This is a genomic window from Halobaculum saliterrae, from assembly GCF_009831625.1.
In the GTDB taxonomy this organism is placed as follows: domain Archaea; phylum Halobacteriota; class Halobacteria; order Halobacteriales; family Haloferacaceae; genus Halobaculum; species Halobaculum saliterrae.
In genome coordinates this window covers 546,637-561,915 of sequence record NZ_WUUS01000001.1, presented here as the reverse complement: position 1 = coordinate 561,915, position 15,279 = coordinate 546,637, and the positions used below count along the sequence as shown (strand labels likewise).

Below are 15,279 nucleotides of genomic sequence, written 5' to 3'. Positions count from 1 at the left end.
TACCCCCCCGTCATCGATCCCGGTCTCTCCGGGAAAGCCGAGTCCGGTGAGTTCGGAGCGAGTGATACCGGACGTGCCGATTCACGACGCGGCGGTATCCGCGGGGGCGTCCCTGATCGGACGCGTCCCGATCCAGAGGATCCCGCCCGCCAGCGAGACGACGACGCCGACCGTCGAGAGGAACCGTACCGGCCCGACCGCCTCGGCGATCCGCCCGCCGAGGACGTTCCCTGTGCCCGAAACCAGGGTGAGAGCCATCGAGACGCCCGACAGCACCGTTGCTCGTCCCACGTCCTCCACCCGGTCGTTGACGTACTCGGTACGAACCGGACGGGTGATCCGTTGGAGCCCGCGACGGACGAACAGCGCCGGGACCACCAACACCGGGAGGAGAGCGAACGCGCCGTAGGTGACGCCGACGACGGGGACGAGGAGGAACAACACCCCGCGGGTTCCCAGCCGGTCGTGGACCGCGCCGGTCACGCTCGATGCGACCGCCGAAACGAGCTTGAATCCGGCGTACAGCACGCCCAGCCCCGCGACCGGGACGCCGACGGAGCGCATCGCCGGCTGCTCGAACACGCGCGTCACCGAGAACACGAGGTTGAACAGCGCCGCGTACGCGACGATCCAGCGGATCGACGGCCGCGAGAGCTGTTCCCGGAGGACGCCGGCGGCTTCCCGAACGCCGATCGGCGACGGATCTCTATCGGGCGACGGGTCCTCATCGGATGAGGGGACTCCGTCGTCCGGGTCCTCTGGGCCTCTACCGTCGGCTCCATGCGTCCGCGGGAGCGTGAACAACACCGGCAGTCCGATCGCCGCCAGCGCCGCGTTGGCGAGAAACGGGAGCGCCGGGTCGAGCGTGTACAGCAGACCGGCCGACAGCGCCGCGCCGCCCGAAACCAGCCGGAGCGTCGAGTCGGCGCGACCGGTGATTCGGGAGAACTCGTCCTCGTCGCCGCCGCTCGCGAGTAGTTCGTACAGCCACGCGTCGGCGGTTCCGGTCTTGAACGTCCAGGCGACCGCCCACAGCGCGTAGACGGCGGCGAACCCGAGCGTCGAGTCCGCGAGCGCGAACCCCGCCATCACGGCGACGGTCACGACGCTCCCGAGGGCAAGCGCCGTCCGGCGGCCCAGGCGGTCACCGAGGTAGCCAGTCGGGAGTTCCCAGACGACCATCGAGAACAGGAACGTTCCCTGTACGAGACCTATCTCCGGGAGGCCGAGCCCCCTCGACTCCATATACACGACCGAGACGGGGACGTAGAATCCCGACGAGAGCGACGCGCGGTAGAGGTAGTAGCGGCGGACCAGCGAGCCCATATCGGCGCTACTCGAGGCGTCGAGAAAGGCGTTCTCGGAAGGCGGTTTCAGTAACGTGCGGTACTGAAACTCGGTTCAGTCGTTCCTCGGTTCAGAACACGGAGTCGGCGGTCGCCGCGCCGACCACGGAGAACACCGAACCCACGGAGACCGCCTTCAGCGTCACCGCCGCCTGCGCCATCGTCCCCGAGCCGTACTCCTCGGCGAGGAACGTCTCGGGGGCGTCGAACGCGAGCGCGAGGATCAGCACGGAGAGATACGACACGGCCACCAGCGAGATGAACCGAACGGGGACCCCGGCGACCTCCGCCTCCCGGTCGGGATCCCGGTCGTCGTCGGCCTTGTACAGCGCGCCGTAGCCGATCCCCAGGACGATGGCGACGGTGCCGAGAGCCTGGAACCACTCCATGCTCCCCGCGAGCACCCACACCTCCTCGGTGACGACGAACGGCCCCGCGAGGAGGAACCCGCCGACGATCTGCTGGGCGGAGTCCGCGAACGCGTACCGTCTGTTCCGGCCGACCATACCCCTCCGTCGGCATCGGGTGTGAAAACTCCCCCGACGACGGCGGGCGAGACCACGACACCCCGCGACGACATCCCTCGGTGGACGGCACACGACACCGCTCCCGTCCGATCGCCGACGGGTCCGGGCTGTGTCGTCGACGAGGCGGAGCCGTGTCGTCGACGGAGTGTGGTCGTTATCGTCGACGTTCCCGCGGCGACCATTGCGAGAGAGGACAGCGTTAAACGCGAACCCGTGCTACCGGGCGCCATGAACCACCGACACGCCGATGTTCACCGATCGCCTCGCGTAGGGGTGCGCGTCTGATGCGCGTCGTCGCCAAGTTTGGCGGCACCTCGCTCGGCTCGGGCGACCGCGTGGAGCGGGCGGCCGACTCCATCGCCGCGGCCGTCGAACAGGGCCACGAGATCGCCGTCGTCGCGAGCGCGATGGGGTCGACCACCGACGACCTCCTCGACGAGATCACCTTCGAGGTCGGCGACAAGGACCGCGCCGAGATCGTCTCGATGGGGGAGCGAACCTCCGTTCGCATGCTGAAGGCGGCGCTGGCCGCCCGCGGCGTGAACGCGATGTTCCTCGAACCGGGGCGCGACGAGTGGCCCGTCATCACCGACGAGGTCGGCGAGGTCGACGTCGAGGCCACGAGCGAGCGCGCCGCCGCGTTGGCCGCGAAGATGGACGGCGTCGTTCCGGTCATCACGGGCTTTCTCGCCCAGACCATCGACGGGGGGGTGACCACGCTCGGCCGCGGCGGATCGGACACGACCGCGGTGATGCTCGGGAAGTACATGGACGCCGACGAGGTCGTCATCGTCACCGACGTGGAGGGCGTCATGACCGGGGACCCGCACGTCGTCGAGGGCGCGCGCAACGTCGCGAGCATCACCGTCGACGAGCTGCGGAACCTCTCGTTCCGCGGCGCCGAGGTGATCGCGCCGTCCGCGCTCGTGTACAAGGACGAGGACCTCGACGTGCGCGTCGTCCACTACCAGCACGGCGACCTCCTCGGCGGCGGCACCCGGATCGAGGGGACCTTCGAGAACCTCATAGACATGCGCGAGGATCCGCTGTCGTGCATCACCGTCGCCGGACGCGCGATCCGCAACCGGCCCGGGATCCTGGCGGACCTCTCGGAGGCGCTCCGTCAACAGGAGATCAACATCGACGCCGTCGCCTCCGGGATGGACTCGGTGACGTTCTACGTCGACACGGGAGCCTCGGACCGCGCGGAGGCGGCGCTCCACGACGAGGTCGTCGTCGGCGACGGCTCGCTGTCCTCGGTCAGTACGGAGGGCGAATACGCCGTCATCCGCGTCATGGGCGGGGAGCTCCCGAACCGCTCCGGCGTCGTCTCGGACATCGTCGGCCCGATCGCGGAGGCCGGGATCAACGTCCACGACATCATCACCTCCGCCACCTCCGTCGCCATCTTCGTCTCCTGGGACGACCGGGAAGAGGTGCTCGAGATCGTCCAAGCCGAGTTCTGAGTGTCGATCCGAGTTCTGAGTGTCGATCCGAGTTCTGAGTGTCGATCCGAGTTCTGAGCGTCGGGACGGTTCGACTGGTCAAGGACTGAACGGCCGGCGGAGTCGGGGGCGCAGCGGAATTTAAGTTCGAGCGGTCGCTGTCTGGGACATGGACTACACGCTCGCCGTCGGCGACGTCGACACGACGATCCCCGGCGGAACCGGGGTGCTGCTTCTGCATCCGAGCATCGGCGAGACCGATCGCATCGACACGGACTTCCTGAAGGCCGACACCGACAACTTCCTCGTCGTCTCCACGCGAACCACCGCCCGGGAGGTCGAACAGAAGCTCGAACACTACGACGTGGACGAGTCGCGCGCCGAGATCCTCGATACGATCTCCGTCGAGCGGGGCTACTCGAGGCGCAGCTCCGATCACTTCCACTACGTCGCCGCGCCCGACGACCTCGACGGCGTCGTCGCGCAGGTGGAGAGCTTCCTCGCCGCCCACGCCGGGAAACGGCGGATCAGCGTCGACTCGCTCACCGAACTCGCCTACTACGCCGACGTCGACGGCGTCCACGACGCCACGGGTCGAATGCTCGACCTGCTCGGGGAGTACGACGCGGTCGGGCTGTTCCACCTCTCGCGGGAGGTCCACGACGACGACGAGATCCGACGGTTCCGCGAGCTGTTCGACGTCGTGATCGATCTCACCGACGACGGCACCGTGACGGTCGAGCTTCCCGAGGAGTAGTCCCTCTTCCCTCGGGAGGTCACTCGTCGAGCTTCTCGAACGTCTTCTCCGCCCACCGAACCGCGTACTCTGCGCCGTGGTCGCGGTACGCCGCGGTGTCCAGCGCCGAGAACGGCGCGGGGAGGTCGAGGTCGTGCTTCACCGCGGCACAGGCGTACTCCGTCGCCGCGGTGAACGACCGGTCGCCGCGGGCGACCGCCGCCGGAAGGTCCTCCAGACGGTCGACGAGGCGGTCCCCGGCGTCGACCCACGCGGAGTGGATCTCCGGGTGTGACGGAGTATCCGTGTGGGTCCCTGCGTCGGTGTCAGTGCCGGTGCCGGCGTCGGCTTCGGTGCCCGCGTCGGCTTCGGTACCGGCGTCGATGTCGGTGTCGTCCGCCCACGACCGGAACACCTCGCGCGTCTGGATGCCGACCCAGGCGTCGAACAGTGCCGCCGCGAGTTGATACGTCTCGTTGGGTCCGAGCGGTGTCGCCGCCGCGAGATCGCGATACGACTCGCCGAAGAAGGGGAGGAAGTGCTCGGGGACGTCCAGCGACAGTTCGACGAACGCCTCCGCCAACAGGAACGCGAGGAAGTCCTCGGGGGTGCCCTCCGCGCGTTTCTTCGCGATGACCGTCGGCGGGGTCGTCTGCCGCGTCCACACGACCGTGCCGTCGTCGGGCATTCCGATGGTGAAGTCCGATCCGGCGTACCGTCGCAGCTGCGGCGGCGCGTCGTCCGGAAGCCACTCGGCGGGATACGCCGTGGGGTCGAGCGCGTCGACCAGCAGGCCGAGCTCCTCGGCGGCCTCCGGCGGGAGCGTCTCGAAGTCAGCGCCCGCGTCGAGGACGACGCTGTCCGGGGCGTACGACTCGCGGACGGCCGCGACGGACGGCGCGAGCGTTCGTCGCTCGAACCCGGCCATCTACCCGAACGCGAGAACGAGGACGATGCCGACCGCGAGGACGGCCGACACGCCGACGGTACCGAGCACGATCTTCGTCGCCTTGCTCATGTCTCGACGTGGCAAGGCGTGGTGCATAAAGGCTTCATTCCGTCGCCGTCAGCGGACGGCGAGACACGCGGACCGACGCGAAGTCTCGGTCACGAGTACAGGTTCGAAGCGCCTGCGCCGACGATCGGGGTCGCGATCCGCGATCAGTCCGCCGACGCCCCGACCTCGGACTCGCGAGCGACAGTCTTCCACGCGTCGCTGTAGTAGCGAACGAGGTTGACGGCGGCCCGCGCGTACATGTCGCCGAGGATGGCCGCGAACACCGCGACCAGCCCGAGACCCATTCCCGGAAGCGGGACGACCAGCGGGGCGATCCCGAGCGTCGCCGCGAGCGGCCCGGTGAACAACGTGGCGGCGTATCCCGCGGGGAGCGCGAGCGCCGCGATCGGGAGCCTGACGACGTACGTGCTGATGAGTCCGCCGTAGAACGGCCAGCGCGTGTCGCCGGCGCCTCGGAGTCCGCCGCGCATCGTCCGCGAGACCGCGAAGCCGGCGACGCCGAGGCCGAACACGCGGACGAACGTCACCGTGAGCGCGAGGTTCTCCGAGCCGAAGGCGGCCGCGATCGGACGGGCGGCCACCGCGATGACCGCGCCGATGAGGAGTTGGGTGACGAGTGCGAGCCGCAGGGTCTGCCATCCGTACTCGTCGGCCTCCTCGGGGTCGCCGGCGCCGATCGCCTGGCCGACGAGCGTCGATGCCGCCGTGGAGTAGCCCCACGCGGGCATCAACGCGAGGAGCATCACCCGCCGGCCGATCGCGTACGCCGCGACGACGTCCGTCCCGAGCACACCCAACAGGAACAGGAACGGGAACCGACCGAACGTGCGCGAGAGTCTCGTCCCCGCGAGGGGGAGGCTCACCCGGACGAGTTCGCGTGCGATCCCGGTGTCCCACTGCTTGCCGCGGATCGGAAGCCGAACGGAGTACCGGCCCGAGAGGAGCGCCCACGCGAACACGACGCCCGCGAGCGTCGTCGCGGCGACGGTCCCCCATGCCGCGCCGACGACGCCGAGTTCCGGGAACGGGCCGAGGCCGAAGATGAGCGCGGCGTTGAGGCCGACGTTCGTCGGGAGCGTGAGGAGGCGGACGTACATCGGCGTTCGGGTGTCGCCCGATCCGGCGAGCGCTCGGGCGGCGATCATCGACCAGAAGCGGAACCCCACGGAGTACATCACGACGCGGAGGTAGTCCCCGCCGAGGGCGATCGTCCGTGGGTCGTTGCTGAGGACGCCGATCAGTTCCTCGGCGTAGAGATGCGTGAAGACGGTGATCGGTACCGCGAGCGCGATCGCCAGCCACAGCGACTGCTTGATCGCGAAGTTCGCCTCCGCGGGCTCGTCGGCGCCCTGGAACCGAGAGACGACGCTGATCGTCCCGGACGTGAGCGCGAGCGCGAGGCCGAACGGAACGAAGTAGTACTGAAAGCCGAACTCCAGCGCGGCGATCGCCGCGCCGCCGGCGTACATCCCGACCATCAGGAAGTCGGCGACGCGGAGGAGTGTCCGCAGCCCGCCGGTCACCATCACCGGGACCGCCAGATCGAACGCCTCCTGGCCTTTCTTCCGATCGATCAGCCCGAAGGCCGCCAACACGGAGGGGAACGCGAACAGCGCCGATCGGAGGCGCTCACGAAGCGCGGACAGCATCTATCACGGATAGGCAACCCCGTCAGCAAGGGAGTATCGAAAGGCGAAGCTGATTCGAGTGGAGGGAGGCAGTTCGAGTGGAGGGAGGCAGTTCGAGTGGAGGGAGGCAGTTCGAGTGGAGGGAGGCAGTTCGAGTGGAGGGAGGCAGTTCGAGTGGAGGGAGGCAGTTCGAGTGGAGGGTGCGGTTCAAGTGTAAGGGAACAGTTCGAGTGGAGGATGCGGTTCGAGTGGGGGTTCGATTCGGCTGAAGGGGTCCGGTTCGAATACAGGGGTTCCAGTCGAGTACAGGAGTCGGTTCGAGTAGATCGACGGGGGCCGAGTCGGACCGGGCGAGTCGTCCGGACCGAACGGGAACGGTTTCGGGTAGAACGGGACGGTCGGGCCCGTGTTCAGCGGTCGTCCCAGCCTTCGGGCATCTCGATGACGTATCGGCCGTCCTCGCGAAGCGAGATGATGTACTCCTCCCGGTCGTACAGCTCCATGAGGTTCAGCTCGTACTGGCCCGGACTGACGATACGGATGGACTCGAACTGGTCGTTGAGTTTCTGCCGGAGGGCGTCGAGGTTCGAGTCCGACGCGTCCGTGTCGGACGGATCGGTGTCGGCAGGTGACGGGGCTGTCTCCCCCTGTTCGGCTCGATCGGCTGCCGGTTCGGTCGACTCGGCGGCCGCGGCGAGCTCGTCCGGCGAGACGACATCGGAGCGAGCGCTCGCCTGCGCGCCGTCCTCCGTATCGGGTGCCGTCGGGGGCGACGTGTTCGGTTCAGCCACGTCATCCGTGACCCCCGGGTCGTCCGCGCTCGTTCCCTCGGGCGAGGCTGTCGAGGCGCTTCGGGTCGCGGTGTCCTCCGTTTCGGGTGGAGCTGTCTCGGCCTCGCCGGTCGGATCGAACTGGAACTTGTTGCCGCCGCAGTCGGGGCACCCCGAGAGCATCTCCTTCGACCCGTCGGCGAACGTCCGTCCGCAGTTGGTACACTGGTGCGGCATCGCTACTTGCGGGAGACGAGCGCGCTGATGAGGTCCTCGTCCTTGTGCAGCGTCTCGATCTGGTTGGCCGGGCCGATCACGGTCAGCTTCTTGGCGGCCTCCTCCTTGCCGAGGAGCCGACCCATGAGCCCCTGGTTCGGCTGCTGCGTCGACGGGTACGTCTCGATCTCGATGCCGGAGAAGTCGTCGGGGCTGATCTCGGTCATCGTGACCTCGATGAGCTTCGACTCCTCCTCGGGCGAGAGACCCGCCTCGAGGACGACGATGTCGCCGTCGCGGACGGAGTCGAGGATGAGCCGGATCTTCTCCATCGAGGTGAGTCCCTCCATCCGGGCGCCGCTGATGAGGTCGATACGGACGCCGTCGCCGTCGTCGGGAGCGGTTGCTTCGGGCATTATCCGAAGTACTCCGCGATCTTCTCGTACACTTCGTCCATGTTATCCCCCTCCAGCGCCGACAGCGGCACCGTCTCGTGTTGCGGGAACGCGTCGGCGATGCGCTTCACGTCGGCGTCGTCGAGGTCGACCTTGTTCGCGAAGATGAGCACCGGGAGGTCCTGACTCTCGATGATCCCGATGAGCATCGTGTTGACCTGCGTGAACGGATCCGTGGTGGAGTCGAGGACGTAGATGACGCCGTCGACGTCCTCGCGGAGCCAGTGCATCGCCTCCGCGACGCCCTCGGTCGCCTCGCGCGACCGCTTGACGGCGTCGTCCTTCTCCATGTCGTGATCGAGGAACTCCTTGTAGTCCACCTTCGTGGTCACGCCCGGCGTGTCCACGATGTCGATGGTGACGGTCTTGCCGTTCCGTTCGATCTCGACGTTCTCCTTCCTTCGCGCGCGACGCGTCTCGTGCGGGATGTGACTCTCGGGACCGACGGCGTCGCCGGTCCAGTCGCGGGCGATCCGGTTCGCCAGCGTCGTCTTGCCCGCGTTCGGCGGGCCGTATATCCCGATCCGTTTGGGCTCGTCGTCGGCGAAGAGCCGATCGGTGACCCGTGTAATACTGTCCCTGAGATTGGTGAGCAGACCCATCCTGGCCTCCGTTTCCCTCCGTATCGTGTGGAGGGCGTTATCACCTCAAACCATCCGCGCCACTTAAGCACTACGTCAGACGGGGTACGCCAAGGTTTCTTGTCGACAACCGACCTCTCCAGACAGGTAACGGGAAGGCACCCGGGTGGTGGGTGGCAACCGCAGTGAGGGATGGTCCCCCTCGGCCAGTGGGCTCCCGGACCGAAGCTCGCCCGTAGTCCAGATGTCCGCCGACCGGAATCGACGGCGACGGAGTGCACGCTAGGGGAGATCGCTAGCAGGGGGACACCAGTCCTGTGTTCGAGGGGTGGACTCACCGACGTGTCTCCCGTGGACGGTGCGATTTAACGCGCTGTTGTTGGCACTCTTCCTACACTTTCTCACGGGCGTCGATGGGAGGGACAGTCGGATACACGTCGGGAGAGATCACCCCCACCCCTCCATTTCAGGTGGAACTTCCGGGATCGGGGAGAGGGGGACGTCCGACGCGCGTTTTCTAGATACCACCACACCCTAAACAAAATATATTTGCTAGTCGTGCGGATACTGTTCGAGTTTATTCGTAATAAAGACACCGTGATCGAGATGCCCTTGGCCACCCTCTCCTCGTTGTCGTCTCCACCGGAAACGAAGGGGTGGGGGGGTCGCGGAACCCGCCCTCACCAGGGATACGGAACCGAATACCTCCCTGTGTTCGTCGGGACCGTTTCTAGTCGAATCCGGTTACGAACGCGGACTCGTTCGGACCGTCGAGATCCGCGTCCCCGATCGCGGAGCGTTTCCGGTCGAGCGCTGAGTAGGTGAACGCCAAAGTGAGTAGAGCCGTCACCGTGTTGGATCGCTTCCGGTAGGATCGGTCTTACTTGGCCATTCTCGATCAGGCCGATCGTCCGGCAGCTCGAGTCCGTTCGCGATCGGGATCCGGACCCGAGATCGATCGTGTACTCGATACCCGCCCGCCGGACACCGATCTCACCCCTCGAACGACGCCGTTCGACACCGAACGTCCGACGTCGACTCGACCGAACAGTAACGTTTTTTAACGGGCTGTCCATCCATTTCGGTTGCATCATCTGGACACGCCCGATCGGCGATCCGGGCTCAACACAGCCGATATCCGCCGAGAGAACCGGTGATACGGCGGGTGCCCGGTGCGTGTTCCAGTCGAAACAAGGGGGTACAACGAACGAATGACACGGGACGACGAGCCGGAACACAGTTCGAACGACGACGGAACCGACGACCCGTCGGATGTCGCGGCGCACTCCGACGAGAACGACGACTCCACCCGAAGCGAGGGGCGGTCGTCCGATCCGGAGAGCGACGGCACCGGCTCTGACTCGGCACCCGATCTCGGAGTCGGACCCGGATCCGAAACAGCACCCGACCCCGTTTCCACCGGAACCACCGCCGCTGACACCGACGAGGGAGGACGCGGTGACCGTGACGACGATACCGACGGGCGCGTCGGCGGCGACGCTGACCGAGGCCCCGGCGGCGACGCTGACCGAGACCCCGGCGGCGACACTGACGCCGGCGCGGGTGGAACGTCGTTCAACTTCGGGTCCGGATCCCGATCGCGAACGGACGTCGACCTCGACGTCGACGAGGTGCTCGCCGACGAGGACGACGAAGCCAGCACCGGGTTGTTCGACGACCTCCTCTCCGGCGAGCCCATCTTCGAGAACAAGGAGGTGCTTCGTCCCTCGTACACCCCCCACGAGCTCCCCCACCGAAAGGACCAGATCAACAAGATGGCGACGATCCTCGTGTCCGCGCTGCGCGGGGAGACGCCGTCGAACATCCTGATTTACGGGAAGACGGGGACGGGAAAGACCGCCTCGGCGAAGTTCGTCTCACAGGAACTCGAGTCGACCAGCCAGAAGTACGACGTCCCCTGCGAGGTCGAGTACATCAACTGCGAGGTGACCGACACCCAGTATCGCGTGCTCGCACAGCTCGCGAACAAGTTCATCGAGAAGAACGACCGGGTGATCGGCGACCGCCTCGACGACCTCCGCGACCTCCGCTCGGCTGCCACCGACGACGAGGGAGCGCTCGAGGGAACCGAGTTCGGCTCCGTCGCCGATGTCGACGATCGTATCGCGGACCTCGAATCGGACCGCGAGGAGATGGAGGAGGTACCGATGACCGGCTGGCCGACCGACCGGGTCTACTCCACGTTCTTCGACGCCGTCGACTACCACGAGCGCGTCGTCGTCATCATGCTCGACGAGATCGACAAGCTCGTCGAGAAGAGCGGCGACGACACCCTGTACAACCTCTCGCGGATGAACTCCGAACTGGAGAACTCCCGGATCTCGATCATGGGGATCTCCAACGACCTGAAGTTCACCGACTTCCTCGACCCACGCGTCAAGTCGAGCCTCGGCGAGGAGGAGATCGTCTTCCCGCCGTACGACGCGAACCAGCTGCGGGACATTCTCCAGCACCGGTCGGACATCGCGTTCAAGCCCGATGCCCTCACCGAGGACGTGATCCCGCTGTGTGCCGCCTTCGCTGCCCAGGAGCACGGGGATGCTCGCCGCGCGCTCGACCTGCTGCGCACCGCGGGCGAGCTCGCCGAACGCTCGCAGGCCGACCTCGTGGAGGAGGCGCACGTCAGACAGGCCCAGGACAAGATCGAGCTGGATCGCGTCGTCGAGGTGGTTCGCACGCTCCCGACCCAGAGCAAGATCGTCCTGTTCTCCATCATTCTCCTCGAACAGAACGGCGTTCACAACGTCAACACCGGCGAGGTGTTCAACATCTACAAGCGGCTCTGTGAGGAGATCGACGCCGACGTGCTCACGCAGCGTCGCGTCACCGACCTCATCTCCGAACTCGACATGCTCGGCATCGTCAACGCGGTCGTCGTCTCGAAGGGTCGCTACGGACGGACGAAGGAGATCTCCCTGTCCGTCCCGATCGACGAAACCGAGGCCGTCCTGCTCTCGGACTCCCGACTCGGCGACATCGAGGACGTCCAGCCGTTCGTTCAGGCCCGCTTCGACAACTGAGCTCTCGGAGAACGCTCACTCGTCGGGACTCTCGTCGACCGGACTCGAACAGTCGACACACGTCTCGGTGCCATATCTCAATCGGTGCCACACGCGTAGGTGACACATGCCACCCGGTACGTCCGCATGTTTGACCGACCGCGCGACTCACGGGGCATCGGGAACAGTTCCCACCCCCTCTATTTCGACTCCGAGACCCATTCCAGTACGTCGATATTGATCAAATAACGGTTCCACGCGAAACGGTGGTGTTGGAACTCGTACTCGAGCGCTGGTTCGGGGTGTACTCGACACCCGATGCGGCGGCGGTCGCCAGCCCGGGGCCGTCCGTCTGTACGAGCACGACTTCCGAGAAGACCAGCCGAACGTATCCGAGGTAGGGGACGCGAACGCGTGCGACGCCGCGGATCCACTCGGACTTCACGACGGGAGCGATACCGCTCACCTGGTCGTACTCGGCGTTCGCGTCGCCCTTCGTGATGAACCCGTCGTACGGGGCCGGACAGGAGGGAACCCGCTCACACGAGGTCGCGGGGAGATACTCGGGGTTCGCGCGGTCGACCCAGTTCTCGCCCTCCTCGACGTGTAGCCGGGCACGGTGAATGATCGGCGAGCCGCCCGACCCGGGCGGGCGATACACGATCACGGACCCGGGTTCGCCGAAGGTGGCGTACCCCTCCGTGGCGCCGGTCTCGTGGGTGACGACCCCGGTGTCGCCGTGCGCGAAGTCGGGGGAGAACCGATCGGGTTCCGTGATGAACACGAGGTCGCCGCGCTCCATGTGCGGCTCCATGCTGCCCGACTCGACGGCGACCATCGGTGGCCAGACGCCCGACGCGGCGAACAGGAGGAGTCCGATCAGCGCGACCGCGAGTACCGACGTGAGGACCTCACGGATGAACACCGACGCACCCGTCTCGGCGTGAAGGAACCGTGACAGCGGGTCGTCGGGCGACCGCCCGTCGTCACTCATTATTCACTCGAACCCGGCGCTCGGTGTTGAACTTTCTGTTACCGCGCCCTCGAAGCGTGGCCGACCGACGCCCTGACGACCGGACGGCGACGGCTGCCGCCTGATACGGGATCCGTTCCCCACTGGCGCGATCGCGGGCCGAACTGCCGACGTCGTCGCCGTGCGTCCATCCGCTATCCTTTTGCCCGCGCCCGGCCGACCTCGTGTCGTGCCGCTGGAGACGTCCTCCCGAGTCGTGCAGGCGCTCACTCGCCGCGGGTACAACGCCGAGCGGGAGGCCGTCACGCTCATCGCCGAGTCGTCGACGCCGGAACTCGCCCTCGAGGCGGCCATCGAGACCGCGCCCGAGGACGCACTCGTTCTCACCGTCGACCACGTCCGGGAGGCGCTCGACGCCGAGCCCGTTCCGGACCCCGAACAGGTCGACGGCGCGGCCCGCTCGACCGAGTCGGCCGCCGCCGCGTCGTCGGAACCGACGAACGACGCCGTCAATTCGGACCCCTCCGTTTCGACTGGAGTGTCCGGGGGTGGATCGCCACACGGAACCGGAGCCGTTCCGGACGAAACGGAGGGGAACACGGTCGTCGACCGATCCCCACAGGCGCCCGTCGTCGCGAACGACATGACCGGCGCGTCGACCGGAACGGGAGCATACGACGAGTTCGTCGGGGTGTTCCGCGACCGATACGAGCGCCTCTCCGGACAGCTTCGGGGGCGCGTCAACCACCGCCCTGCCGACTCCATCGAGGCGATGGGGGGCGGCGCCGACGTGGAGCTCATCGGCCTCGTCAACGACATTCGGTCGACCGCGTCGGGCCACTGGCTGGTCGAACTGGAGGACACCACCGGAACGTTCCCGTGTCTCGTGATGAAGGACCGCGACATCGCGGACCTGGTGGACGAACTCCTCATGGACGAGTGTATCGCCGTCACCGGAACGCTCGCGGACGACGCGGGCATCGTCTTCGTCGACGCGATCCACTTCCCCGACGTACCCCGCACCCACCGCCCGAACACCGCCGACCGCCACGTGCAGGCGGCGCTCGTCTCGGACGTGCACGTCGGCTCTCAGGAGTTCCTCGCGGACGCCTGGGGTCGGTTCGCCGACTGGCTTCACACGGAGGAGGCCGAACACGTCGAGTACCTGCTCATCGCGGGCGACATGGTCGAGGGCGTCGGCGTCTACCCGAATCAGGACGAGGAGCTCGACATCATCGACATCTACGAGCAGTACGAGACGTTCTCCGAGCACCTCAAGCAGGTGCCGGGCGACATGGAGATCGTCATGATCCCCGGGAACCACGACGCCGTCCGGCTCGCCGAGCCCCAGCCGGGGTTCGACGAGGAGCTCCGGGGGATCATGAGCGCGCACGACCCCCAGATCGTGAGCAACCCCGCGATGGTCGACGTGGAGGGCGTGAACGTCCTCATGTACCACGGGGTCTCCCTCGACGAGGTGATCGCCGAGCTGCCGGAGGAGAAGGCCAGCTACGACGAACCCCACAAGGCGATGTACCAGCTCCTCAAGAAGCGCCACGTCGCCCCGCAGTTCGGCGGGAAGACCCGCGTCGCCCCCGAGGAGCGCGACTACCTCGTCATCGACGAGGTGCCGGACGTGTTCCACACCGGCCACGTCCACAAGCTCGGCTGGGGGAAGTACCACAACGTCCTCGCGGTCAACTCCGGGTGCTGGCAGGCCCAGACCGACTTCCAGAAGTCCGTCAACATCGACCCCGACGTCGCTCACGCCCCCATCCTCGATCTCGACACGCTCGACATGACGGTCCGGAAGTTCGCCTGAACCGCTCTTCACGGGGTCCTCCTCGCTCGCGGCGAGTGAACTGGCGACCCGCGACCGCACCGCGTTCGCGCCATCCCGAACTGCGAGAGGGTTCTTTCGTGTGGACGACGTACGCGCCGGTATGCCTCCGTTCCCATCCCGCCGGGAACTGGTCGTCGCCGCGGCGAGCGCGTCGGCCCTCGCGCTCGCCGGCTGTCTCGACGGCGCCGGCGACAACTCGTCGACGGCGGACACCGACGCCGGGGACACCACTCCCGAGACGACGACAGACTCCGCCCCCGCGACGACGGCCGACACCGACGGAACCGCCGTCGCGACGACCACGGAGCACTCCGACGGACCCGCGACCGCCGACGGCGACCTCGACCTCCGCGAGGCCAACGTCACGGCGGTCTCGGTCGACTGTGACGGTGGGGAGTGTCGCTTCGACGTGACGCTGTACCACGATGACGACGGCGAGGACGGCTACGCGAACTGGTGGCAGGTCGAGACCTGCGACGGCGAGCGCCTCGGCCGACGCGACCTCCTCCACGCCCACGGGACGCGGGAGTTCACCCGGTCGGCGACGGTCCCGATCCCGGACGGGGTGCGCGAGGTGGTCGTCCGCGGCCACGACCGAACGCACGGCTACGGCGGTCAGGCGATGATCGTGAACGTGGAAACCGACGAGACGACGGCGGTGCGACAGGGGTCCGACCCCGACTCGTTCGCGGGGTGAGTGGCGGCGAGCCGGGTCCTTCGT

The 15,279-nt window shown here is 67.2% G+C and carries 14 protein-coding genes; 5 read left to right on the top strand and 9 right to left on the bottom strand.

Going from position 1 to position 15,279, the window contains the following annotated elements; translation table 11 throughout:
* Nucleotides 1-81 precede the first annotated feature (81 nt).
* Together GRX01_RS02755 and GRX01_RS02750 are read right to left on the bottom strand one after the other, a co-directional pair.
* Nucleotides 82-1,326: an MFS transporter gene (locus GRX01_RS02755; RefSeq protein ID WP_159663125.1), complete on the bottom strand. Its 1,245-nt coding sequence runs from the start codon at nucleotides 1,324-1,326 to the stop codon at nucleotides 82-84.
* 91 nt (nucleotides 1,327-1,417) lie between these two features.
* Entirely contained in the window at nucleotides 1,418-1,852 is a 435-nt protein-coding gene (locus GRX01_RS02750) for a DUF2391 family protein (RefSeq protein ID WP_159663123.1), read from the bottom strand.
* Nucleotides 1,853-2,157: 305 nt separating this feature from the next.
* Here GRX01_RS02750 and GRX01_RS02745 point away from each other — a divergent pair, with 305 nt between their 5' ends.
* Nucleotides 2,158-3,339: an aspartate kinase gene (locus GRX01_RS02745; protein WP_159663121.1), complete on the top strand. Its 1,182-nt coding sequence runs from the start codon at nucleotides 2,158-2,160 to the stop codon at nucleotides 3,337-3,339.
* Nucleotides 3,340-3,487: 148 nt separating this feature from the next.
* Entirely contained in the window at nucleotides 3,488-4,075 is a 588-nt protein-coding gene (locus GRX01_RS02740; protein WP_159663119.1) for a DUF7090 family protein, read from the top strand.
* 19 nt (nucleotides 4,076-4,094) lie between these two features.
* Here the strand turns inward: GRX01_RS02740 and GRX01_RS02735 are convergent, their stop codons facing one another.
* The 6 genes from GRX01_RS02735 to GRX01_RS02715 all read right to left on the bottom strand — a co-directional run bounded on the left by GRX01_RS02735 (nucleotide 4,095) and on the right by GRX01_RS02715 (nucleotide 8,743).
* Nucleotides 4,095-4,982 (bottom strand): DUF7089 family protein, encoded by an 888-nt coding sequence (locus GRX01_RS02735; RefSeq protein WP_159663117.1) that lies wholly within the window; start codon nucleotides 4,980-4,982, stop codon nucleotides 4,095-4,097.
* Nucleotides 4,983-5,072 (bottom strand): hypothetical protein, encoded by a 90-nt coding sequence (locus GRX01_RS19680; protein WP_449271446.1) that lies wholly within the window; start codon nucleotides 5,070-5,072, stop codon nucleotides 4,983-4,985.
* A 143-nt stretch (nucleotides 5,073-5,215) separates the two neighbouring features.
* Nucleotides 5,216-6,721 (bottom strand): MATE family efflux transporter, encoded by a 1,506-nt coding sequence (locus tag GRX01_RS02730; protein WP_159663115.1) that lies wholly within the window; start codon nucleotides 6,719-6,721, stop codon nucleotides 5,216-5,218.
* 389 nt (nucleotides 6,722-7,110) lie between these two features.
* Complete coding sequence (locus GRX01_RS02725; RefSeq protein ID WP_159663113.1) at nucleotides 7,111-7,707, bottom strand: OapC/ArvC family zinc-ribbon domain-containing protein; 597 nt, start codon at nucleotides 7,705-7,707, stop codon at nucleotides 7,111-7,113.
* A gap of 2 nt (nucleotides 7,708-7,709) precedes the next feature.
* On the bottom strand, nucleotides 7,710-8,102 hold the full coding sequence (locus tag GRX01_RS02720; protein WP_159663111.1) for a DUF2073 domain-containing protein: 393 nt from the start codon (nucleotides 8,100-8,102) through the stop codon (nucleotides 7,710-7,712).
* Nucleotides 8,102-8,743, bottom strand: coding sequence for an Era-like GTP-binding protein (locus GRX01_RS02715; RefSeq protein ID WP_159663109.1), 642 nt, complete (start codon nucleotides 8,741-8,743; stop codon nucleotides 8,102-8,104). The genes GRX01_RS02720 and GRX01_RS02715 overlap by 1 nt, the downstream gene beginning before the upstream one ends.
* Before the next feature lie 1,190 nt (nucleotides 8,744-9,933).
* On the opposite strand from GRX01_RS02715, the gene GRX01_RS02710 reads away from it, so the two are divergent.
* The gene (locus GRX01_RS02710; RefSeq protein ID WP_159663107.1) at nucleotides 9,934-11,763 is read left to right on the top strand and encodes a Cdc6/Cdc18 family protein; all 1,830 of its coding nucleotides are present in this window, start codon (nucleotides 9,934-9,936) and stop codon (nucleotides 11,761-11,763) included.
* Nucleotides 11,764-11,983: 220 nt separating this feature from the next.
* Here GRX01_RS02710 and GRX01_RS02705 read toward each other — a convergent pair whose 3' ends face one another.
* Nucleotides 11,984-12,736 (bottom strand): S26 family signal peptidase, encoded by a 753-nt coding sequence (locus tag GRX01_RS02705; protein WP_201289479.1) that lies wholly within the window; start codon nucleotides 12,734-12,736, stop codon nucleotides 11,984-11,986.
* A gap of 208 nt (nucleotides 12,737-12,944) precedes the next feature.
* Between GRX01_RS02705 and GRX01_RS02700 the strand changes: the two genes are divergently transcribed.
* Nucleotides 12,945-14,537, top strand: coding sequence for a DNA-directed DNA polymerase II small subunit (locus GRX01_RS02700; RefSeq protein ID WP_321167877.1), 1,593 nt, complete (start codon nucleotides 12,945-12,947; stop codon nucleotides 14,535-14,537).
* Nucleotides 14,538-14,658: 121 nt separating this feature from the next.
* Complete coding sequence (locus GRX01_RS02695) at nucleotides 14,659-15,255, top strand: hypothetical protein (RefSeq protein WP_159663105.1); 597 nt, start codon at nucleotides 14,659-14,661, stop codon at nucleotides 15,253-15,255.
* Nucleotides 15,256-15,279: the final 24 nt, after the last annotated feature.